The sequence below is a fragment of the Acidovorax sp. GW821-FHT10E04 genome, from assembly GCF_059415185.1.
In genome coordinates this window covers 528,029-550,614 of sequence record NZ_JBWKMT010000004.1, presented here as the reverse complement: position 1 = coordinate 550,614, position 22,586 = coordinate 528,029, and the positions used below count along the sequence as shown (strand labels likewise).

The 22,586-nt window shown below is 68.3% G+C and carries 16 protein-coding genes; 12 read left to right on the top strand and 4 right to left on the bottom strand.

Annotation, left to right across the window (positions count from 1 at the left end; translation table 11 throughout):
* Positions 1–4: 4 nt before the first annotated feature.
* The 3 genes from AC07OC_RS15910 to ahpC all read right to left on the bottom strand — a co-directional run bounded on the left by AC07OC_RS15910 (position 5) and on the right by ahpC (position 4,944).
* The gene (locus AC07OC_RS15910; protein ID WP_218340297.1) at positions 5–2,215 is read right to left on the bottom strand and encodes a TonB-dependent hemoglobin/transferrin/lactoferrin family receptor; all 2,211 of its coding nucleotides are present in this window, start codon (positions 2,213–2,215) and stop codon (positions 5–7) included.
* A gap of 360 nt (positions 2,216–2,575) precedes the next feature.
* Entirely contained in the window at positions 2,576–4,192 is a 1,617-nt protein-coding gene (gene ahpF / locus AC07OC_RS15905) for an alkyl hydroperoxide reductase subunit F (protein ID WP_218295405.1), read from the bottom strand.
* Positions 4,193–4,368: 176 nt separating this feature from the next.
* Positions 4,369–4,944, bottom strand: coding sequence for an alkyl hydroperoxide reductase subunit C (gene ahpC / locus AC07OC_RS15900; RefSeq protein WP_218340229.1), 576 nt, complete (start codon positions 4,942–4,944; stop codon positions 4,369–4,371).
* Positions 4,945–5,288: 344 nt separating this feature from the next.
* Here ahpC and AC07OC_RS15895 point away from each other — a divergent pair, with 344 nt between their 5' ends.
* The 7 genes from AC07OC_RS15895 (at position 5,289) to AC07OC_RS15865 (ending at position 14,364) form a co-directional block, all read left to right on the top strand.
* Entirely contained in the window at positions 5,289–6,092 is an 804-nt protein-coding gene (locus AC07OC_RS15895) for an FTR1 family protein (protein ID WP_218340228.1), read from the top strand.
* Positions 6,093–6,359: 267 nt separating this feature from the next.
* A complete protein-coding gene (gene bfr, locus AC07OC_RS15890) occupies positions 6,360–6,836 on the top strand; it encodes a bacterioferritin (protein WP_218295408.1) in 477 nt (158 codons plus the stop codon).
* Between the two features lie 483 nt (positions 6,837–7,319).
* The gene (locus AC07OC_RS15885; RefSeq protein WP_218340227.1) at positions 7,320–7,628 is read left to right on the top strand and encodes a DUF3649 domain-containing protein; all 309 of its coding nucleotides are present in this window, start codon (positions 7,320–7,322) and stop codon (positions 7,626–7,628) included.
* Positions 7,629–7,675: 47 nt separating this feature from the next.
* A complete protein-coding gene (locus tag AC07OC_RS15880; protein WP_218340296.1) occupies positions 7,676–9,451 on the top strand; it encodes a PepSY-associated TM helix domain-containing protein in 1,776 nt (591 codons plus the stop codon).
* Positions 9,452–9,454: 3 nt separating this feature from the next.
* Positions 9,455–9,787 (top strand): DUF3325 domain-containing protein, encoded by a 333-nt coding sequence (locus tag AC07OC_RS15875; RefSeq protein ID WP_218340226.1) that lies wholly within the window; start codon positions 9,455–9,457, stop codon positions 9,785–9,787.
* A 174-nt stretch (positions 9,788–9,961) separates the two neighbouring features.
* Positions 9,962–12,121, top strand: coding sequence for a TonB-dependent receptor (locus AC07OC_RS15870; protein WP_218340225.1), 2,160 nt, complete (start codon positions 9,962–9,964; stop codon positions 12,119–12,121).
* A 113-nt stretch (positions 12,122–12,234) separates the two neighbouring features.
* Positions 12,235–14,364, top strand: a complete 2,130-nt coding sequence (locus AC07OC_RS15865; protein WP_218340224.1) for a TonB-dependent siderophore receptor — start codon at positions 12,235–12,237, stop codon at positions 14,362–14,364.
* A gap of 54 nt (positions 14,365–14,418) precedes the next feature.
* Here AC07OC_RS15865 and AC07OC_RS15860 read toward each other — a convergent pair whose 3' ends face one another.
* The gene (locus AC07OC_RS15860) at positions 14,419–14,967 is read right to left on the bottom strand and encodes a hypothetical protein (protein ID WP_218340223.1); all 549 of its coding nucleotides are present in this window, start codon (positions 14,965–14,967) and stop codon (positions 14,419–14,421) included.
* Positions 14,968–15,436: 469 nt separating this feature from the next.
* On the opposite strand from AC07OC_RS15860, the gene AC07OC_RS15855 reads away from it, so the two are divergent.
* The 5 genes from AC07OC_RS15855 (at position 15,437) to AC07OC_RS15835 (ending at position 22,527) form a co-directional block, all read left to right on the top strand.
* Positions 15,437–16,645: a PepSY-associated TM helix domain-containing protein gene (locus tag AC07OC_RS15855; RefSeq protein WP_218340222.1), complete on the top strand. Its 1,209-nt coding sequence runs from the start codon at positions 15,437–15,439 to the stop codon at positions 16,643–16,645.
* Positions 16,642–16,920 (top strand): hypothetical protein, encoded by a 279-nt coding sequence (locus AC07OC_RS15850; protein ID WP_218340306.1) that lies wholly within the window; start codon positions 16,642–16,644, stop codon positions 16,918–16,920. The genes AC07OC_RS15855 and AC07OC_RS15850 overlap by 4 nt, the downstream gene beginning before the upstream one ends.
* Before the next feature lie 34 nt (positions 16,921–16,954).
* The gene (locus AC07OC_RS15845) at positions 16,955–19,195 is read left to right on the top strand and encodes a TonB-dependent receptor (RefSeq protein WP_218340221.1); all 2,241 of its coding nucleotides are present in this window, start codon (positions 16,955–16,957) and stop codon (positions 19,193–19,195) included.
* A 209-nt stretch (positions 19,196–19,404) separates the two neighbouring features.
* The gene (locus AC07OC_RS15840; RefSeq protein ID WP_494601704.1) at positions 19,405–20,139 is read left to right on the top strand and encodes a TonB-dependent receptor; all 735 of its coding nucleotides are present in this window, start codon (positions 19,405–19,407) and stop codon (positions 20,137–20,139) included.
* A gap of 258 nt (positions 20,140–20,397) precedes the next feature.
* The gene (locus tag AC07OC_RS15835) at positions 20,398–22,527 is read left to right on the top strand and encodes a TonB-dependent siderophore receptor (RefSeq protein ID WP_494601702.1); all 2,130 of its coding nucleotides are present in this window, start codon (positions 20,398–20,400) and stop codon (positions 22,525–22,527) included.
* Positions 22,528–22,586: the final 59 nt, after the last annotated feature.

Sequence of the window (22,586 nt, the reverse complement as noted above, 5' to 3'; positions counted from 1 at the left end):
GTGCTCAGAAGTCCGCCACCAGCGACACCCGCACGGAGCGGCCGGGCTGGCTGTAGGCGTCGATGAAGTTGGCGTTGGCTGCCAGGCCGCGCACGTCGGCCCAGCGCCAGTGCTTCCTGTCGGTCAGGTTGTAGATGCCGAGGTTCAGGCGCAGGTCCTTGCGGATGCGCCATTGGCCCGACAGGTCGAGCACCGTGTACGACGGTGTGAGGTACTGCGTGCTGCCCGTCGCCACGGTCACGTCGCTGGCCTTCTTGGCCGCGCTGTGGGTGGCATCCAGGCGCGCCATCCAGTGGCCGGTGTCGTAGCGCAGGCCGGCAGACAGGCGCGATGGGTCCACCGTGTTCACCGGCCTGCCGGTGGCGGTATCGCGCCCGCGCGTCTGGCCGTAGCTGAACGGCGATGTCCATTGCCCGCCGGCCCACCGGCCCCAGCGCATGTCGCCCTTGACCTCGAAGCCGTTGAGCTTGACGCGGCCGATGTTGACCGACTGGAACACCAGCGGGTTGCCCGGCGCACCGGTGCCGCCGACCTGGCGCAGGTCCTCGATGAAGTCCTTGTAGCGGCCGGTGAAGGCGGCGGCCTCGATGGAAAGGCTCTCCAAACGGCCGCGCACGCCCAGCTCGAAGTTCTGGCTCTTTTCGGGGCGCAGGTTGGCGTTGGGCACGGTCTTGTAATTGCTGACCGGGTTCTCGAAGAAGGCGTTGACCTGACCCGCGTTGGGCGCACGAAAGCCCGCCGCGTAGTTGCCGAACACGCTCCACTGCTCGCTGGCGCGGTACAGCACGCCGAACTTGGGCGAGGTGGCATTGCCCGACAGGGACACGGCCTGCGCGCCAAAGCCTGCCTGGTCGGCCTTGATGCGGAAGCTGTCGAAGCGCACGCCCGGCGTGATGCTCCAGGGGCCGGTCACGAACTCGTCCTGCACATACAGGGCCGCGCTGGTCTCGGTGGTGTCCGGAAAGCGCTTGAGCGGGAAGGTCTCGCCCACCGGCGCGGTCACGCCGGTCTGCAGGTTCTCGACCCTGGCGGACGTGTAGTCGAAGCCATAGGTGATCTTCTGCACCAGGCCGCCAGCGCCCGAACGCAGCACCTTGCTGCCCTGCAGGTTGGCCTGCCAGGTGCGCTCGTCGTAGGTCACGTCGCGCACGCGGTCCGCAGCGGTGTTGCGGTCTTCGGTGACGTATTCGCGCGAATGCGAGTCCTGAAAACTCAGCGTCGCCTTCAGGTCGTCGGCAAAGGCGGAGTTCACGCGCCACGAGCCCTCCCACGTCGCACGGCTGCGCTGCATGTCGGTGAACGACGTGGAGCCCAGCACGGACGTGGCGGCCAGCGGCGGCTTGGAGCGCGCGGTGAGCAGCTCGTAGTCGGAGTTCTTGTCCACATGCTCCAGCGTGAACACATGGCGCTGGCCGCCGCCGGGCGTGAGGATGACCTTGCCCAGCAGCGCGCCGCTCTGGTCCTTTTGCGGGTTGGGACGGGTGCGGTCGGCATTGGCCGCACTGTTGGTACCCATGTTGTCGAGCTCGCTGGCGCGCGTGACGTTACCGCCCAGCAGCCACTGCACCGTGTCGCCCGCCTTGCCCGCCACCGTGGCGCCCACGCGCTTGCCGTGGTCGTCGCCGTCGTAGCCCACGCTCACACGCCCGCCGATGCGCTTGTCGCCATCGAGGAAGGCCGATGGTTCGGCCGTGATGAAGTTGACCAGGCCCGCCATGCCGTCCGACCCGTACAGCGCCGACGTGGCGCCGCGCACGACCTCGATGCGCTGCAGCAGGCCGATGTCCAGGTAGTCGCGCCCGAAGGCGTTGGCGCTGAAGACGTAGCTGCGCGGCAGGCGGATCCCGTCCACCATCATCAGCACGCGGTTGCCGTCCAGGCCGCGGATGTTGAAGCCCGCGTTCTGCTCGCGCCCCGTGGAGCCGCTGGCCAGCGTGAAGCGCGCGGGCGAGCGGGTGACGGACACGTTGGGCAGTTCACGCGCCACATCACGGATGTCGCGCACCTGGCCTTCTTCGATGGCCTGCGCGTTGATCACGTCGATGCTCATGGGCAACTCGTCGCGGTCCTGCTCGCTGCGCGAGCCGCTGATGACCACCTCCTTGAGCGCCGGGCCGGCAGCGATCAGTTGCGCCACATCCTGCGCATGCGCGCTGCCGATGGCGGCGCATGCACAGGCCACCAGCCACGTGAGCGGCCGCAGACGGCCTTGCAGCCATTGATCGGAGGGGTGCGCCTGTGCGCGCCGGGAAGAAAACGGAGGGGTACGGAATGCCTGCGCCACGGAGGGGAGTCCTTCTCTGAAACGACAACGAATACAGAGCTGGCTCCATGCAGACGGTCCTGGCTTCTGCGGGCAGCAGAAAGGGCCGTTGTGGCTGGCTGATGGGGTGAATTATATGAGAATAATTCTCAATACGTAATCAGATTTACAACCACAAGGCACCAGCCGCTCCCCAAGACACGGCGGGCCCACGAAAAAAAGCGACCGGCCGCACAACACAGCCGGTCGCTCATCTATTGATAGCTTCCAGCGCTTTACCATCAAGCGCTGTAGGCCATTTTCAATCAAACATCAAACGGTTTCCGCCACCGTTTCCGCAGCCGGGGCACCCGCTGGCGCGGCCGCCACCACCGGCATGCGGATCAGGTGGTCGAATGCGCTCAGCGCGGCCTTCGACCCATCGCCCGCAGCGATCACGATCTGCTTGAACGGCACCGTGGTGCAGTCCCCCGCCGCGAACACGCCGGGCAGGTTGGTACGGCCGTGCGAGTCGACGATGATCTCGCCGAACCTGGACAGCTCCACCGTGCCCTTGAGCCATTCGGTGTTGGGGACCAGGCCGATCTGCACGAACACGCCTTCGAGCTGCACCAGGTGCTCCACGCCCGTGGCGCGGTCCTTGTACTTGAGGCCGTTGACCTTGCCGTCGGCACCGGTGATCTCGGTGGTCTGCGCGTTGGTGTGGATGGTCACGTTGTGCAGGCTCTTGAGCTTGTTGACCAGCACGGCATCGGCCTTGAGCTGGTCGGCGAACTCCACCAGCGTGACATGGGCCACGATGCCGGCCAGGTCGATGGCGGCCTCGACTCCCGAGTTGCCGCCGCCGATGACCGACACGCGCTTGCCCTTGAACAGCGGGCCGTCGCAGTGCGGGCAGTAGGCCACGCCCTTGTTCTTGTACTCGGCTTCGCCGGGCACGTTGACGTTGCGCCAGCGCGCGCCGGTGGACAGGATCACCGTCTTCGATTGCAAGGTGGCGCCGTTGGCCAGCTTCACACCGATCAGGCCGCCGGGCTGGGCCGCGGGGATCAGCTGGTCGGCGCGCTGCAGGTTCATGATGTCCACGTCGTAGGCGCGGGTGTGGGCTTCCAGGGCAGCGGCGAACTTGGGTCCGTCGGTTTCCAGCACGGAGATGTAGTTCTCGATGGCCAGCGTGTCGTTGACCTGGCCGCCGAAGCGCTCGGCCGCCACGCCGGTGCGGATGCCCTTGCGGGCCGCGTACACGGCGGCCGCGGCGCCGGCGGGGCCGCCGCCGACGATGAGCACGTCGTACGGTGCCTTGGCCGACAGCTTGGCCGCGTCACGGGCGGCGGCGCCGGTGTCGAGCTTGGCCACGATCTCCTCGACCGACATGCGGCCCGAGGCGAACACCTGGCCGTTCATGAACACCATGGGCACGGCCATGATCTCGCGGTCGGCCACTTCCTGCTGGAAGGCGCCACCTTCGATCACGGTGGTCTTGATCTTGGGGTTGACGATGGCCATGAGCGACAGCGCCTGCACCACGTCCGGGCAGTTGTGGCAGGTCAGGCTCATGTAGACCTCGAAGTTGAAGTCACCGTCGAGCGCGGCGATCTGCTCGATCACCTCGGGCTCGACCTTGGGCGGGTGGCCGCCGGTCCACAGCAGGGCCAGCACCAGCGAGGTGAATTCGTGGCCCAGGGGCAGGCCGGCAAAACGCAGCGAATTCGTGCTGCCCACGCGCTGCAGGCTGAACGAGGGCTTGCGCGCGTCGTTGCCGTCGGTGCGCAGCGTGATCTTGTCGCTGCGCAGGGATTGGATGGTCGTCAGCAGCTCGCGCATCTCGCGGGCGGTTTCGCTGTCGTCCAGGGAAGCCACCAGTTCGAACGGCTGCGTCACGCGCTCCAGGTAGGCGGAAAGCTGGGTCTTGAGTTGTTCGTCGAGCATGGTGGTGTCCTTTCGAGTTGTGACTTGCAGGGTGGGGGCTGGGGCTGCTTGTGGCAAGCCCGGCACCGCAAAGGTAGGTGAAAAAGGCGTAAAAAAGCCGGACGGCATGGCGCGCGTGCGCCATGGCGCTGTCCGGCTGGGGAGCGCCCGCAGCGCTCTGCCGAATCAGTGTCCGCTCAGATCTTGCCGACCAGGTCCAGCGAAGGAGCCAGGGTCTTGGCGCCGTCGTTCCACTTGGCGGGGCAGACTTCACCGGGGTGGGCGGCGGTGTACTGGGCAGCCTTGAGCTTGCGCACGGTTTCCTTCACGTCGCGGGCGATCTCGTTGGAGTGGATTTCGGACGTCTTGATGATGCCGTCGGGGTTGACCACGAACGTGCCGCGCAGTGCCAGGCCTTCTTCAGGGATGTGCACGCCAAACGCGTTGGTCAGCTGGTGCGTAGGGTCGCCGACCAGGGGGAACTTGGCCTTGCCCACGGCGGGCGAGGTTTCGTGCCACACCTTGTGCGAGAAGTGCGTGTCGGTCGTGACGATGTAGACCTCGGTGCCAGCCTTCTGGAACTCTGCGTAGTGCTCGGCGGCGTCTTCGATTTCGGTAGGGCAGTTGAAGGTGAAGGCTGCGGGCATGAAGATCAGCACGGACCACTTGCCCTTCAGGTCGGCTTCGGTCAGGTCGATGAATTCACCCTTGCCATTGCGGTTGACGAAAGCGGTGGTCTTGAACGGCTGAACTTGCGTATTGATCAGGGACATTGCTGTTTCCTTGTTGGTGGTTGAGTGAACAGGACTGAAGTCTAGGCCTTTCCGGGCCATCAATCCAATTAATTGATTAGATCAAATCAATTGCCAATAACTATACATCGAGACTGAAACCGGAAAATCCTCCGCCCCCGGTCCACAGGGGAACATGCCCAACCATTGCGCCTTGTCAAATATTCAAATACAACTCATTCTCAGTTGAATTTATGATCTGCTCCAGGGGCGCAAGGCACATCCATCTCCGCACGGCTCACGTCGGGTGTGACCCCACCGGCCCCGCGCGCTGGATGGAAAAGCGCAAGCAGCTCATAAACTCATAGCAAAGAACCGAATCCGCCATGTTCCAGACCCTCTTGATCTGTTTCCGCGAGGGGCTTGAAGCCCTGCTTGTCGTGGCCATCGCCACCTTGTATCTGCGCAAGACCGGGCGCCTGGCGCTGCTGCTGCCACTGCGCGCCGGTGTCGTGGTGGCGGTGCTGCTGTCGCTGGTGCTGGGCTGGGTGCTGTCGCAGGTGGGCGCGCTGTCACCCGCGGCCGAGGGGGTGATGGCCCTGGTGGCCGCGGCCGCCGTCGCCTGGTGCGTGGTGCACATGCGCAGCGCCGGCAAAGGCATGGGACAGGAGATCGCCCAGCGCATCGACCGCGCCAGCGTGCTGGAGGGCCCGCGCGCCGCCCTGGCCGTGTTTCTGTTCTCGCTGTTCATGGTGGGCCGCGAAGGCGTGGAGACCGCCACGATGCTGGCCGCGCTGGCCCGCAGCGCCGAGCTGGGCTACATGGCCTGGGGCGGCATCGCCGGCCTGGCCCTGGCCATCGCCATTGCATGGGCCTGGACGCGCTACGGCCGTGCGGTGAACCTGGGCCGCTTCTTCCGCGTGACCTCGTGGTTCATGGCGGTGTTCGCGGTCCAGCTCGTGGTCTATGCCTTCCACGAATTCACCGAAGGCGCGCTGATTCCGGGCATCGACAACGCCTGGTGGCACGCCGCCACCGAGGATCTGGCCGAAGGCACGATGGCCCAGGCGATCTCGCTGGCCCTGGTGCTGGTCCCCACGCTGTGGCTGGGCATTGCGCACTGGCGCGACCAGCAGCGCGCCGGGCAGCCCACGGCCACGCCAGCGGGCCCGTCCGCCAAGGCGCTGTAGCCCGCTGGCAGGCCAGGCCGCCACGCGCGGCCCGGCGATGCGCCGGGGCCCTGGGTCATCACACCCAGGGCCTTTTTCTTGGCGGGAAGCGGCATGGCGCCGCGCACGAAGCCCGCCCCGGCCGCGCTCGGCTCACGGCCCACCCGCGCGGGAATGCGAACACAACTCAGCATCACACGCACCCCGTGCGCCCCCGCAGGGGATTGCCTTGCGCCTGCTGACGCAGGTCACGACAATCGGGCGGAATCAACACAATAAGGAGTCCCCATGAAAGGTGACGCACAGGTCATTGGCCATCTGCAGGCCCAGCTCAAGAACGAGCTCACGGCCATCAACCAGTACTTCCTGCACTACCGCATGCTCAAGCACTGGGGCTTCGACAAGCTGGCCAAGAAGGAGTACTCCGAATCCATCGGCGAGATGAAGCATGCCGACTGGCTGATGGACCGCATCTTCATGCTCGACGGCCTGCCCAACCTGCAGGACCTCGCCAAGCTCCAGGTCGGTGAAGACGTGCCAGAGATCCTGGCCTGCGACCTGCGCTCCGAACAAGGCGCCCAGGCCACCATCAAGGAAGGCATGGCCCATTGCGAAAGCGTGCGTGACTACGTCTCGCGCGACCTCCTGCAAAAGATCCTGGATGACACGGAAGAGCACATCGACTTCATCGAAACCCAGATCGACCTGATTGACAAGGTCGGCCTGCAGAACTACCTGCAGTCGCAGATGGGCGACGCGGACTGAAGCAAGAGTTCACCAGAGCGCTCCACGAAAAAACCACCAACGAAGAAATCAGAAAAACGGGCCCTGGCCCGTTTTTTTGTGTCCGCGCGAAGGCAGGGCCGCATCGCCCTGCAGTCACAGGATGTTGCAACTGCACATCAAAGCCGCCAAAGTTGTGCCGCAATGAATGCGAATGCTTCTCAACAAAAGTAGAATGCGTTCTTACGACCGGCGCCCGCCCTTCCCTGCCCACCTCTTCCCCAGACCTGATGGCATGGAGTGCGCGTTGCGCCGGGGTGCCGTGATTGATTCCCTGAATACCTAGCCAGCCAGTCAGCCGGGCCCTGCCCCGCTGCAGCCAGCGTTTGTACGTTTGTTGTGTCCAAACCTGCCTGGAGCCTTCCTGATGCTGCGCCGCACCGCCAGCCCCTGCCTGCCCGGGGCCTCCGCTTCTTTCCGATCGCCCGGATCACCTGCTGACAGCCGCGCCCCGGCTGGCACGCCATGAAGACCGCGCATGTCGACTGGCGCTACCGGCTGGCCATCACCTCCCGCGCCGTGGCGGCCATCGGAGGCGGCTATGCGCTGGCGGCGGGGTTCGCGGCCGCGTTGTCGCTGGGGCTGGCGCAGTTCATGCCGCGGGTGGAAGCCGTGCTGACGGCCACCATGCTGGCCTGGCTGGCCTACGCCATGGCCGCGGGCTGGGCGTTCTATGCCCGCACCGCCCTGGGTGCATGGGCCGGCACGCTGCTGCCGGCGCTGGTACTGGGCGCCTGCGCCATGGCGCCGCAATGGATGAAGGCCGCCGCATGAACGCCACCACACTGACACCCGACGCGTCCGCAGACATGGCAGCGGGCATGCCCACGGCTGCCCCGGTCAACGCCAAGGCCAAAGCCGCCAGGACACCCAATGACCGAGAAGGCTTTCGCCAGGCGATGTCGTGGCTGCACACCTGGGCCGGGCTGATCCTGGGCTGGCTGCTGTTCGCGATCTTCCTCACCGGCACGCTGTCGTTCTTCAAGAACGAGTTCAACCTGTGGATGCGCCCCGAGATGCACGGCCTGCCCGCGGCGGATGCGCAGGTGGCCCAGAAGTCGCTGGACGCATTGCAGCGCAAGTCGCCCGAGGTCACGCAGTGGATCATGCACCTGCCCGACGAGCGCGACCCGGCCGTCAACCTGCTGTGGCGCGGCACCGGCAACGGCCGGTTCGAGACGCTGCGCATGAACCCGCAGACCGGCGAAGCCATCGAGGCGCGCCAGACCATGGGCGGCGACTTCTTCTACCGCTTTCACTTCGAGCTGCGCACGGCCCAGAAGGGCCGCTGGACCCTCGAAGGCCGCTGGGTGGTGGGCGTGGCCACGATGCTGATGTTCGTCGCGCTGATCACGGGCGTGATCACGCACCGGCGCATCTTCAAGGACTTCTTCACCTTCCGTCCCACCAAGGGCGGGCAGCGCGCCTGGCTGGATGCGCACAATGTCACCGGCGTGCTGGTGCTGCCGTTCTACCTGATGATCACCTTCAGCGGGCTGATGATCTTCCACACGCTGTACATGCCCGCCGGCATCGCCACCACGTACAAGAATGAAAAAGGCGTGGACTCCAACGCGTACTTTGCCGACCTGCAGGGCGAAAAGGCCGAGAGCCGTCCCCGCCGCGGCGCAAACGACAAGGTGGAACCCCTGCCCGCCATCGCGCTGCAGCCCATCCTGACCGAAGCACGCACCCGCTGGGACGGCGGGCGCATCGGCAGCCTGCAGGCGCGCCGCGATGCCAAGGGCCGCGCCGTGGTCGAGGTCACGCGCCACGAGGGCGACCGCCTGCAGTACCGCCCGCCGCGCCTGTTGTTCGACGCCACCACCGGCCAGTGGCTGGACCAGGCCGACCCCACGGGCCCTGCCGCCAAGACGTATGGCGTGCTGTACGGGCTGCACCTGGCGCGCTTTGCCGATGTGGGCATGCGCTGGGCCCTCTTCGGCTTTGGCGTGCTGGGCAGCCTGATGATCGCCACGGGCATGGTGCTGTGGACCGTCAAGCGCAGCGCCCTGTCGCAGACGAAAGCCGGCCGCCAGGGCGCAGCCGCCCCTGCAGCGCGCACCAAGGCACCCTTCGGCGAGCGCCTGGTGGCCGCCATCAATATCGCCACACTGGCAGGCCTGCCGCTGGCCTGCGGCGTGTACGTGGCCTCCAACCGCCTGATCCCCGTGGGCATCGAGGGCCGGGCGGACACCGAGCTGGGCTGGTTCTTCAGCGCCTGGGGCATCGCGCTGCTGTGGGCACTGGCGTGCGCCGTGGCGCGGCCCAGCCGCATGGGCTGGTCCGTGCCCCTGGGCGCGGCAGGACTGGTGTGGACTGCATTGCCGCTGATCAACGCACTGACCACCCACACCCACCTGGGCGTCACGCTGCCCGCGGGCGAATGGATCTGGGCGAGCATGGACCTGTCGTTCCTGGCCACGGGCCTGCTGCTGGGCTGGCTGTCCTGGCGGCTGCGCCCGGGGCGCGTGCGCAAGGGCCGGGCCGCTGTGTCCAAGGCATTGCGCCACGCCGCCGCTGCCAGCGCATCCGCCCCACGGCCCGCTGCACCGGCGCTGTCGGCAACGCCCGACGTCTCGACCTCGGGGGCCTGATCCATGTCCGCCTTTCTGCTGTGTTTCGCGGCGTGGTCCGCCATCGCACTGGGCATGGACCGCCACCATGAAGACGCGCTGGGCCGGGAAGGCACGGAGCGCCGCCTGCCGCACCTGCGCCGCGCCGGGTGGCTGGTGCTGCTGCTGTCGCTGTGGCTGGCGGCCCGCCCCTCGGGCGAGACCCCAGCCTCGCTGGGCGTCACCGCCTGGACCGTCGCGCTCTCCGTGGCGGCGGTGGCCGTGACGGCCACCATGACTTGGCAACCCCGGCGCGCCCCGGCCTTTGCGGGCGCGGCCCTGGCGGGCGGCCTGCTCGCGTGGGCCTGGGGCTGGTGATGAACACCGCCGCCCGCCCGCCAGACCTCCGCCCCTGAACGTTACCGCCACCACCCGCACCCCTTTTCACGCTTCGCACACCTCCCAGCCAAGGGCCGACCACCGGCCCGCGCCAGGCACGGGGTGCGGGGTTGCCGTCTTCATCTGCGCTGCGCACACGCCCGAGGAAAAACCATGCACGCCATCCGCCAGTCCCACACGCTCAGCCCCCTGTCGGCTGCCCTGCTCGCCGCGCTTTGCAGCGCCGCGTGGGCGCAGAGCCCGCCGCCGGCCACCGCACCGCAGACGCTGGGCGAGGTCACGGTGCAGTCCACCACTGGGGACGACGGCTACTCGCCCGCCGCCAGCACCTCGGCCACCAAGGGCAGCGCGCCGCTGCGCGACGTGCCCCAGGCCGTGAACGTGGTGCCCGAGCAGCTCATGCGCGACCAGGGCACGCGGTCGATGGAAGACGTGCTGCGCAACGTGCCCGGCGTGGCAATGAGCCACGGCGACGGGCAGCGCGACCAGGTGGTGATCCGCGGCTTCACGGCCATCGCCGACCAGTTTGTCGACGGCGTGCGCGACGATGCGCTGTACTTCCGCGACCTGGCCGACATCGAGCGCGTGGAGGTGCTCAAGGGCCCCGCCGCCGTGCTGTACGGGCGCGGATCGTCGGGCGGCCTGATCAACCGCGTGACCAAGAAGCCCAGGTTCGGCGAGACCTCGGGCGAGGCATCGCTGGGCCTGGGCAGCTTCGATTACCGCCGCGCCACGGCCGATGTGAATGTGGGCATCAGCGACACCGCGGCCTTTCGCATCAACGCCGCGGTGGAAGACTCGGGCAGCTACCGCGACCAGCAGTTCGTCAAGCGCCACAACTTCGCGCCGTCGCTCGCGCTCAAGCTCGCGGCGCAGACCGACCTGCTGCTGCAGTACACCCACGCCCGCGACCAGCGCCTGACGGACTTTGGCATTCCCGCGCTCAACGGCCGCCCCGTCAACGTGTCGCCCCGCACGTACTACGGCTCCAGCAACGCCGCGCAGGACGACACCACCACCAGCACCATGCAGTCGTTCGCGGCCACGCTGAACCACCGCTTCAACGACGACTGGTCGGTGCGCAACGTCACGCGCCTGTACGACTACGCGCTGGACCGCTACAACACCCTGCCCGGCGGCACCACCGACCCGGTGAACCTGACCGTGGGCCGCACGCGCTCGTTCGTCCTGCGCGACGAAAAAGGCTTCTTCAACCAGACCGACGTCACCTGGCGCCACCAGCTGGGCGGCTTCCAGCAGGAATGGCTGATGGGCGTGGAGCTGGGCCAGCAGAAGAAGCGCGCCGAGTCCGTCTCGGGCGGCGCCGACCGCGTGCCGATCTTCAACCCCGGCAACCGCCCTGCCCCCGCCATCCCGGCCGCCAGCTTTGCGGCCGACGGCGCCATCCCCAGCCACACCACGCAGGACACGGCCGCGCTGTACTGGCAAAACCAGATCACGCTGGCGCCGCAATGGAAGGCACTGGTGGGCGCGCGCTACGACGTGTTCGGGCAGGAGACCACGTTCGACCGCAAGCTCGCGGGCCTCTCGCGTACCGACAAGAAGTTCAGCCCCCGCGCGGGCCTGGTGTGGCAGCCCAGCGAGGCGCTCTCGTACTACGTGTCGTACAGCAAGTCGTTCCAGCCCTCGGCCGAGACCTTCGCACTGGCCGCCAACAACACCGGCGCCGAGCCCGAGATCACCGAGAACAAGGAAATCGGCGTGAAGCTCGACGTGCTGGACGGCCGCCTGAACTTCACCGGCGCGCTGTTCAACCTCGAGCGCACCAACATCAAGAACACCGACCCGACCAACCCGTCGCGCCAGATCAACGTGGGCACGCAGCGCACCAACGGCCTGGAGCTGACCGCCAATGGCCGCCTGCCCGGCCGCTGGGACGTGAGCGCCGGCTACGCGTGGCTCGATGGTCGCATGACCAGGTCGCTGGCCACCACGGGCTCGCTGCAGTTGCCCACGGCGGCCATCGCGGCGCAGGGCAAGGTGGCCGCGCTCACGCCGCGCAACTCCGCGTTCGTATGGGCCATGAAGGACCTGGGCCACGGCCTGCGCGCGGGCGGCGGCGTGAACTACGTGGGTGCACGCTTCACCTCGCTGACCAACCTGGTCACCCTGCCCGGCTACACCACGCTCGACGCCGCGCTGCAGTACACGGTGGGCCAGTGGGATGTGGACGTGAACGTGAAGAACCTGGCCAACCGCAAGTACTACGTGTCGGCCCACGGCAGCAACGACAACCTGATCCTGCCCGGCTCGCCCCGCGCGCTGCAGGTGACGCTGCGCACCCGGTTCTGACACGGCACATGCAGGCGCCGCCAGCAAATTCAAAGCCTTTTACGCCACCAGCGCTTGATGGAAAAGCGCTGGCAGCTACTCAATTCATAGCAACATCGAGGAGGAGAAGCACCATGCGCATGCACCCATTGGCCCTGGCGGCCTCGCTGCTGGCCACGCTGGCCACAGCCCAGGCCCAGGCACAGACAGCCCCCACCCCTGCCGCCACCGCCGCCCTGCCCGAGGTCAAGGTGACCGATGGCGCGGACGGCGCCACCACCGAGGGCAGCGGCCAGTACACCGCCCGCGAAGTCAGCGTGGGCAAGCTGCAGCAGACGCCGCGCGAGACGCCCCAGTCCATCAGCGTGGTCACGCGCCAGCAGCTCGACGACCGCAACCTGACCAAGGTCGAGGACGCCATCAAGCTGAGCACTGGCATGACCATCACGCGGCTGGACGGCGCGGGCAACTACAACTCGTTCCAGTCGCGGGGGTTCGATCTGGGTGCGATCCAGCTCGACGGCGTGCCCATTCCGCAAGGCAACTACAGCACGCTCGATACGGCCATGTACGACCGCATCGAAGTGCTGCGCGGCCCGGCCGGCCTGCTGCAGGGCGCGAGCGAACCCGGCGGCACCGTCAACCTGGTGCGCAAGCGCGCCCCGTCCAAACTGGCCATCGGCGCCGATGCGGCGGTGGGCTCGTTCGGCCTGCGCCGCGGCACGGTGGACGTGGGCGGCGGCCTCAACGCCGAAGGCACGATCCGCGCGCGCGCCGTGGCCGTGGTGGAAGACCGCGACAGCCACATCGACACGCTGTTCAACAACAAGCGCCTGGGCTACGGCACGCTGGAATGGGACATCGCCCCGTCCACCACCGTGTCGGTGGGCGCAGCACAGCAGCGCGTGCGCGCCGCCATCGATCAGGGCCTGCCCACCTATGCCGACGGCCGCCTGGCCGACCTGCCCCGCAGTTCCTTTGCCGGCCTGCGCGCCAACCGCCAGGACCTGGAAACCACCGACGTTTTCGCCGAGCTGGAGCACCGCCTGGCCGGCGGCGGCGTGGTGCGCCTGTCCGCGCGGGACATCGACCGCACGGCCTTCTACCGCTCCGCCCGGGCCAACAGTGCCCTGGCCGCCGACGGCAGCTTCACCATGGAAACCGTGGACGGAGACTTCCACGTGCGCACCCGCAACTACGACGCCTTCCTGGCCACGCCGGTGCAGGTGGCGGGCCGCACCCACAAGCTGCTGGTGGGCGCCAGCCACAACGAAGGCAGGACCTGGGACGGCAACTACATCTACGGGCCGACCCTGCCCTTCAACCTGCTGCGGCCCAACTACGACCTGGCGTACCCCGACATCACGCTCAAGGGCTTCACCTCCATCGTCACCCGCCGCGAGAACGCGCTGTACGGGCAGGCCCAGGTCAGCCTGGCCGACACCGTCAAGCTGCTCGCGGGGGGGCGACTGTCGTGGGCCGAGGTGGTGACGCGCAGCACCAGTACCGGCGCGGTCACGGCATCGGCCGATCCCGGCCGCCAGTTCGTGCCCTCCATCGCGCTGATGTGGGACTTCCACCCGCAGTACACCGGCTACGCCAGCTACGCCGAAACCTTCGTGGTGCAAACCCAGCTCACCGCGGCCAAGCAACTGCTCGACCCGCGCACGGGCAAGCAGGTCGAGCTGGGTGTCAAGGGCGAGTTCCTGCAAAAGCGCCTGCAGGCCCATGCAGCGCTGTTCCGCATCATCGACGAGAACCGCGCTGTCGCCGACCCGGTGGTGACCAACGCATCGATCGCCGGCGGCAAGGTGCGCGCGCAGGGCTTCGAGACCGAGGTCAGCGGCCAGCCACAGCCCGGCTGGGACATCGTGGCGGGCTACGCCTACAACGACACCCGCTACCTGAAGGCGCCCGTCGCCCAGCAGGGCCAGGTGTTCAGCCCCATCACGCCGCGCCACAGCGTGAACCTGTTCACCCGCTATGCCTTCACCAGCCCGGCGCTGCGCGGCTTCAGCGTGGGCGGAGGCATGTCCTACCGCAGCGCGTTCTTCGCGCAAAGCGGCGCGCTGCGCATCAACGCGCCCGGCTACGCGGTGTTCAACGCGCAGGTGGGCTACCAGATCAACGACCACCTGTCGTTGAACCTGTCGGTGGACAACCTGCTGGACAAGACCTACTACGAGAAGGTATCCGGGGTGTCGCGCCAGAACTTCTATGGCGAGCCACGCCGCGTGACGGTGGCGCTCAAGGCGCGGTACTGACGGGGAAGCGGGCTACCGCCAGCGGGCCTGCCCGGGCCCGCCGGCTGCCGCGCCTCAGCGTGCGGGAGCGCGCTGCAGGTTCACCTTCCAGTCGAGCCGTGTGGCCTTGCGCGCGACGGGCCCGTGGTTCTCGCCGCTCACGCACAGGTTGCGGCCGTACTTGAACGATGGCACGTTCATGGACGGGCTGCCGGTACTGGCGGACACCACGGTATCGCAGCTGCTCACGTCCGGCTCCACATGGAAGTATGTCTGGTAGCTCTGGCCACGCTCGGGTACGAAGGCCACGGTCACCCGGCAGATCCGGTTCTGGGCCACGCGCGCATCGATGTAGTAGTGCGAGAGCACGAACGGCTTGCCGGCCGGAATCTGCACCGTCTTGCCCACGGAAGGGTTCTCCACGTCCTTCGTCATCCCGGTGAAGGTCGCCAGACGGATGCCGTCCTTGTGGGGCACGCAGTCTTCGTTCTCGTACGCCTCGGTGAAGAAGTGGGCGTTGTTGCCGACGATCTTCAGCGTGGCGCTGTCGGCGGTGGGTTGGGGGTGGTACTGCGAAGCGCAGCCAGCCAGCGCGATGGCGCAAAGGGCAAGGCAATGTTTCATGGATGAAAGTGTCTTTTGATGGCCGGAAGGCCAAGTGTTGTAGTGGCGACGGTCACGCACCCGTTCGGGCACGCCCGCGCACTATAGCCACGCAAGCACTTTGGTGGCTCGGCCAACGCCAGTGCGCCGGGGCACTGCACGCGATGCCACGGGCGGGCGCCCCCTGCCCGCGCCCACCCGCCACCGGGTGTTGCTCATCCCAGACAACGCGGCGCCCCGCGCATCCCCACAATAGGAATAATTCCCATTTGCAATGTAAAATTAGGTATCCGCAAGCCACAGCCCGCGCCCCGCAGCCGGCTGCAGCCAGCACCCACCGCCCCTTCGACGTTTCCGGGTTGCATGGCTTGACTTCATTCGCCCCTGCTTTTGCCACCTGGGTGGCATCTCCACCGCCGCGTCGCCCGTGCTCGCCGCGCGGGGACCGGGCGCGCGCGCGGGCACCGCGCTCCTATCTTCCGACACCGCCATGAGCCCCACCGCCTTGCGCCGCTGGAGCTGGACCCACAAGTGGTCCAGCCTGGTGTGCACCGTCTTCATGCTGCTGCTGTGCCTCACGGGCCTGCCGCTCATCTTTCACCACGAGATCGGCCACCTGCTGGGCACCGAGGTCGAGGCGCCCCCCATGCCCGCCCACACGCCGCGCGCCAGCCTGGACAAGGTGCTGGCCGCCGCGCAGGCCCTGCACCCCGAGCGCGTGGTGCAGTTCGCCTCGCAGCCCGAGGACGACGACGCGCTGTGGTTCGTCACCCTCACGCCCACGCCCGCGCCGACCGAGGATTTCAAGTCGATCGCGGTGGACGCGCGCACGGCCGCCGTGCTGTCGCAGCGGCCGGTGGACCAGGGTTTCATGTACATCATGTTCCGCCTGCATGTGGACCTGTTCGCGGGCCTGGCGGGCAAGCTGTTCCTGGGGTTCATGGGCTTGCTGCTGCTGGTGGCCATCGTCACCGGCGTGGTGCTGTACGCGCCGTTCATGCGCAAGCTGGCTTTCGGAGAGGTGCGCCGGGACCGGTCCACCCGCGTCAAGTGGCTCGACCTGCACAACCTGCTGGGCATCGTCACCCTGGTGTGGGCCCTCGTGGTGGGCGCCACGGGCATGATCAATACCTGGGCGGACCTGATGATCAAGTACTGGCAGTACGACCAGCTGTCCGTCCTGCTCAAGCCCTACGAAGGCCAGCCCACAGTGCCCGTGGCCGAGCGCGGCCCGCTGCAGCAGTCCCTGCAGGCGGCCCAGGCGCACGCGCCGGAGATGAAGCTGTCGTTCATCGCCTTCCCGGGCACCGCGTTCTCCAGCCCCCACCACAACACCTTCTTCCTGCGCGGCAAGGAACCGCTGACCTCGCGCCTACTGCAGCCCGTGATGGTGGACGCGCGCACAGCCCAGGTCACTGCCGCGCCGCAGTTGCCCTGGTACCTCACGGCGCTGCTGGTGTCGCAGCCGCTGCACTTTGGCGACTACGGCGGCATGCCCATGAAGATCCTTTGGGCGCTGCTCGACATCGCGACCATCGTCGTGCTGGGCAGCGGGCTGTACCTGTGGCTGCGCAAGGGCGTGCAGGCGGGCAACGCCACGGCGGCCACCACCGCGCCAGTGCCCACCGGCCTGCCCACCACCGCTGCCGCTTCAGTACACACCGGCAGCCCGCTGCCGCGCACGGAGGGCCGCGCATGAAGCCGAACCCGTTCTGGTCGCTGTGGGGCTGGCCCATCGTGATGGGCGCGCTCACCACCACGGGCCTGATCACCGCCCTGGTGTCCGACACCTGGGGCGACTGGTGGTCATGGGTGGGCCTGGGCGTTCCGGTGGCGGTGATGGGATGGTTCTCGTGGCCTTTTGCACAGCGTGCCCACCGTTCCACACCTGCCCCGCAGGCCACCGCAGGCCGCGCTGGCGACCCTGCAGATACCGACATGCGCAGCAGCGACACCGCTTCGGCCCCGCGCTGACACCCCCTTCAACTTCACTTTTTTCACCACGACCATGCGCCCCGCCACATCCTTCCAGCCCGCCCCGCTGCGCCCCGTTTTTGCCGCCACGCCGGTGGCCATTGCCGCCGCCGTGATGTTCGCGCTGGCTGCGCCTGCCGTGCTGGCCCAGCAGGCTGCGCCAACCACCCCGGCGGAAGGCAAGGCGCTGTCCACCGTGACGGTGAACGCCAGTGCCGACGCATCGGCGCAAGGCCTGTCGCCCGCCTACGCTGGCGGCCAGGTGGCCCGCGGCGGGCGTGCCGGCGTGCTGGGCACCAAGGACGCGATGGACACGCCGTTCTCCATCACCAGCTACACCAACGAGTTCATTCAGGACCGCCACGCCCGCAGCGTGGGCGACGTGCTGCAAAGCGACCCCACGGTGCGCGTGGCGCGCGGCTTCGGCAACTTCCAGGAGGCGTACTTCATCCGAGGCTTCATCCTCGATTCGGACGACACGGCCTACAACGGCCTGTACAGCCTGCTGCCGCGCCAGTACATCGCCACCGAGCTGTTCGAGCGCGTGGAAGTGCTGCGCGGCGCATCGGCCTTCTTGAGCGGTGCCAGCCCCAATGGCGGCGGCATCGGCGGCTCGATCAACCTACTGCCCAAGCGCGCGCCCAACGAGCCTTTGAACCGCGTGACCTTCGGCGTCTCCAGCGGCGGGCAGACGCAGCTGGCGGCCGACATCGCGCGCCGCTTCGGTCCCGACGGCAACACGGGCATCCGCGTGAATGCGGCCACCCACAACGGCGGCACGGCCGTGGACCATGAAGACGTCAAGCTCGGCCTGGCAGCCGTGGGGCTGGACTGGCGCAGCCGCGACGTGCGCCTGTCGGGCGACATCGGCTGGCAGGACCACAAGCTCAAGAGCACCCGCACCAATGTGACGCTGGGCGCCACCGCCACGCAAATGCCCACGGCACCGGACGGCGGCACCAACTTCGCCCAGCCCTGGACGTATTCGAACGAGCGCGACACCTTCGGCACGCTGCGCGGCGAGTGGGACATCACGCAGGACGTGACCGGCTGGGCCGCTGCTGGCGCGCGCCGCAGCTCCGAGGCCAACTCGCTGGCCAACCTGACGGTGAGCGACAGCAGCACCGGCGCGGGCTCTACCTACCGCTTCGACAACACCCGCAAGGACAGCGTGAACACCGGCGAGCTGGGCCTGCGCGGCAAGCTGCAGACCGGCAGCATGGGCCACGAATGGGTGGTGGTGGCATCGCACTTCAGCGCGGACAAGAAGAACGCCTACGCGATGGACTTTGCCAACACGCAGGCCACCAACCTCTACAACCCCGTGTACAGCCCGCTGCCGGGCTTCAGCGCGGGTGCCTTCCGGGGCGGCGACCTGGCCGACCCGCGCCGCACCGGCAGCACGCGCCTGACCAGCTTTGCCATCGGCGACACGGTTTCGCTGCTGGACAAGCGCCTGCTGCTCACCGGCGGCCTGCGCCACCAGACCATCGAGATCGCCAACTACGCCTACGGCACGGCGGCCGAGACCGACCGCTACGACCAGAGCCGCACCAGCCCGCTGCTGGCGGCCGTCTACAAGCTGGACAAGAGCCTGTCGCTGTACGGCAACTACGTGGAAGGCCTGAGCCAGGGCGCGACCGCGCCTTCCACCGCCGCCAACCGTGGCGAGATGCTGTCGCCCTACGTCGCCAAGCAAAAGGAAGTGGGCGTGAAGTTCGACGGCGGCCGCTTTGGCGGCAGCGTGGCGCTGTTCTCCACCACCAAGCCGCGCGCCTACGTGGGCAGCGACAACATCTTCCGCAGCAACGGCAAGGACCGCCACCAGGGCATCGAGCTGGCCGTGCAGGGCGAGGCCACCAAGGGCCTGCGCCTGCTGGGCGGCCTGACCTGGCTCGACGCCAAGCAGCTGAACACGGGCACCGCCAGCACCGACGGCCGCCGTGTGATAGGCGTGCCCAGGCTGCAGGCCAACATCGGCGCCGAGTGGGACGTGCCGGGCGTGAACGGCTTGGCCGTGGACGGCCGCCTGGTGCACACCGGCTCGGTGTATGCCAACGCCACCAACACCATCAGCGTGCCCGGCTGGAACCGCCTGGACGTGGGCGTGCGCTACCTGACCGAAGTGCAAGGCCGCCTCGTGACGCTGCGCGCCCGCGTGGACAACCTCACCAACCGCAACTACTGGGCATCATCGGGCGGCTACCCCGGCGCGGGCTACCTGGTGGTGGGTGCGCCGCGCACGCTGTCGGTCAGCGTGGGCGTGGACTTCTGACGGCACCGCCTCACCCCACACAGCCCCTTGCCCCAGCGGCGCGTCCGTCCGGACGCTGCACCCTGCACACCGCCGCACAGCCACCCAGCGCCTGACCACCGGGCGTAGGCAGCCACCCTTTCGCACACAGATGCCGCCCCCGAAAAGCGCGGGGCGCGCAGCGCTGCGTGCTCGCCGATTTTTGTTGAAACCACCGAAAGGAAACTGCCATGTCCTCGTCCCTGCACCGCAAGGCCGCCCTGCTCGCCGCCCTGCTCACCTGTGCATCCCTCACCGCCGTCACCGCCGCCCACGCCCACCAGGTGTGGCTGGAAAACGCGGGCGGCCAGGCCCGCCTGCACTTTGGCGAGTTCAACGACAACCTGCGCGAGACCTCGCCGGGCTCGCTGGACAAGTTCAAGGGCGTGCCCGCGCTCGAGCTGCGCACCGGCACCGCTGCGCAGCGCGTGAACGGCCAGCTGGGCAAGGACGGCTTCACCTACACCGTGGCCGGCACGCCCGACACGCTGTTCGCCGCCGCCACCTACCCGCTGATCGACCGCAGCAAGCGCAACCTGCCCGCGATGTACTGGCAACCCTCGGCCCGCTGGGTGGCGGGCCTGACGCAAGCCGTGGCGCCCACCGCGCCGCTGGACCTGGTGCCCACCGGCAAGCCCGGCGAGTTCAAGGTGGTCTACAAGGGCGCGCCGCTGCCCAAGGCCAAGGTGCAGCTGGCAGCCCCCTCGGGCTGGACGCGCGAGGCCGAGGCGGCTGAAGACGGCACCGTGACCTTCGTCACCCCCTGGAAGGGCCAGTACGTGGCCGAGGTCAAGCACAGCGACAAGACCCCCGGCGAAGCCCAGGGCGAGAAATACGGCGAAGCCAGCTACGTGACCACGCTGACCTTCGTGCTGGCCGACGGCATGGCGTCGCCCGCCCTGCCCGCGCCCCCCAAAACCCACTGAGCCACATCGACCGCACCACGCCCCATAACCGCTGCGCCGGGCGGCGGCGCAGCCCGGTACAGCCCATCCGGCACCACCGCACCTGGGCCGCGCCGCGCGGAGCCGTCGCCGCGCGACCCCAGACGGTCCGACTTCCTGCCAGAGCCAGCCGATGACGCCAGCGGGTTCATGTGGGCCGCTTCACGCCCACTTTTCAGCATCAAATTGCCACCTAACGCTAGATATACAAGCGCTAGAAGCTATTAAAAACATAGCATCATGATCCAACCGAACTTTTTGCGCACCGCCGTGGCCCACGCCGCCCTGCTGGCCCTGTGCAGTACAGCCCTGGCACAAACCGGCGCGGCGCCAGACCCCGCCGACCCGCCCACAGCGGCGCCATCGTTGCGCCAGGTGGATGTGGTCGATTCGACCGCGGGAGCCGCCGCCACGCCCGCGCGGCGCGCCCAGTCCAGCTCGCGCCTGGGCCTGTCGGTGCTGGAGACGCCCCGCGCCGTGAGCGTGATCGACGGCGCGCTGCTGGAGCAGCAGATGGCCACCACCGAGCGCGACGTGCTGCGCAACGCTTCGGGCGTGTCCATGCGCAGCGAGTACTACGGCTCGTACTCGCAGTTCTCCATCCGGGGGCTGTGGGCCAACAACACCTTCAACTTTTTGCGCGACGGCGCCAAGTTCGTCCACCTGCTGGACCCGCCACTGTTCAACATCGAGCGGGTCGAAGTCATCAAGGGCCCTGCCGCGCTGGAGTTCGGCCAGGTCGCGCCCGGCGGCCTCGTCAACTACGTGAGCAAGCGGCCCCAGGCCGAGGCGCTGCGCAACGTGAAGGTCGGCGTGGGCAGCGACGGCTGGCGCCATGCGGAGTTCGACCTCACCGGCCCGCTCAACGCCGACGGCACGCTGCGCTACCGGCTCGATGGCGGCGCCAGCCGGGGCGGCAGCTTCGTGGACGGCAACACCCCGCGCAAGCAGGGCATCGCCGGCAGCGTGGAGTGGCAGATCACGCCCGACACCGTCTGGCGCGCGCAGGCCGAATACCAGGGCATCGACGGCGTCTCCACCGTGGGCCTGGCGGTGCCCAACCCCAAGAACCCGCGCAGCGCCGACGTGCTGCCGGTGAGCGCGTTCTACGGCGAGCCGTGGCTGACCACCGACGGCCGCATGCGCTTTTACTCCACCGAACTGGAGCACCGCTTCACCGATGGGCTGCAGGGCCGCGTGCACCTGTCGCGCAACGAGACGAACCGCAACGTGAACCTGCCCTCGCCCATGGGCCCTGCGGCCAACGGCCGGGTCCCGCGCGGCTACTGGCTGGCACCCGGGCAGGAATACACGTCGGACACCGCGCTGGCCGAGCTGCGCGCCAAGGTGCAGACCGGCCCGGTGCAACACACCCTGCTGGCCGGCATGGACTGGCGCACCATCCAGGGCGTGTACGGCGCGCGCGCCACCGGCAACCTGGGTGCCGTCGACCTGTACAACCCGGTGACGGGCCTGGTGCCGGCGGCAGCGTCCACCGGCGTGTCCCGGCTGTCCTCGGACGCGCGCAACACCGGCGTGTTCGTGCAGGACCGCATGGTGCTGGGCGACTTCGGCCTGCTGCTGGGCCTGCGCCACGACCGGTTCAAGGACGCGTACTCCACGCCCGTCACCGACCTGAGCAAGACACAGCCGAGCGCGGCGATCAGCTGGGAGCACCGCCCCGGCAGCATGCTCTACGCGAGCCATGCGCGCTCGTTCCAGGCCAACACCAGCACGCTGCTGTGGGGCGACCGCTCCGCGCCGCCGTCGGAGGGCAAGCAGCTGGAGGTGGGCTGGAAGCAGGAATGGCTGGACCAGCGCCTGATGACCACGGTGTCGGCCTTCGAGCTGGAGCTGACCAACGCGCCCGCCACCGACCCGCAGCACCCAGGCTACTCGGTGCTGACCGCCCGCCAGCGCATCAAGGGCATCGAGCTGGAGCTGCAAGGCCGCATCACCCCCGGCTGGACGGTGACGGCCAATGCGAGCTTCCACGACCCCAAGGTGCTGTCCGACACCACCGCCGGTGCCAACGTGGGCAACCGCGTCGCGCTGGCCACGCGCCGCAACGCATCGCTGTGGACGCAGTACCGCCTGCCGCAACTGCCCGGCCTGTGGGTCGGCGGCGGCCTGGTGCATCAGGGCGACAAGTTCACCGCCAACGACAACAAGTGGCGCCTGCCGGGCTTCACCGTGGTCGACCTGGCCGTGGGCTACCAGTTCGCGGGCGGCGTGCGGCTGCAGGCCAACCTGAAGAACGCGGGCAACCGCCGCTACTACCTGGACGGCACGGCCACGGCGGCCGGCTTTGGCACCGTGGTGCCCGGCCAGCCGCGCACCGTGCAGGTGTCGCTGGACTACACGTTCTGACGGCAAGCGATTCCCCCACCCCGCTCGACCCACCACCTGCCCCGCAGGCCAGCGCTTGC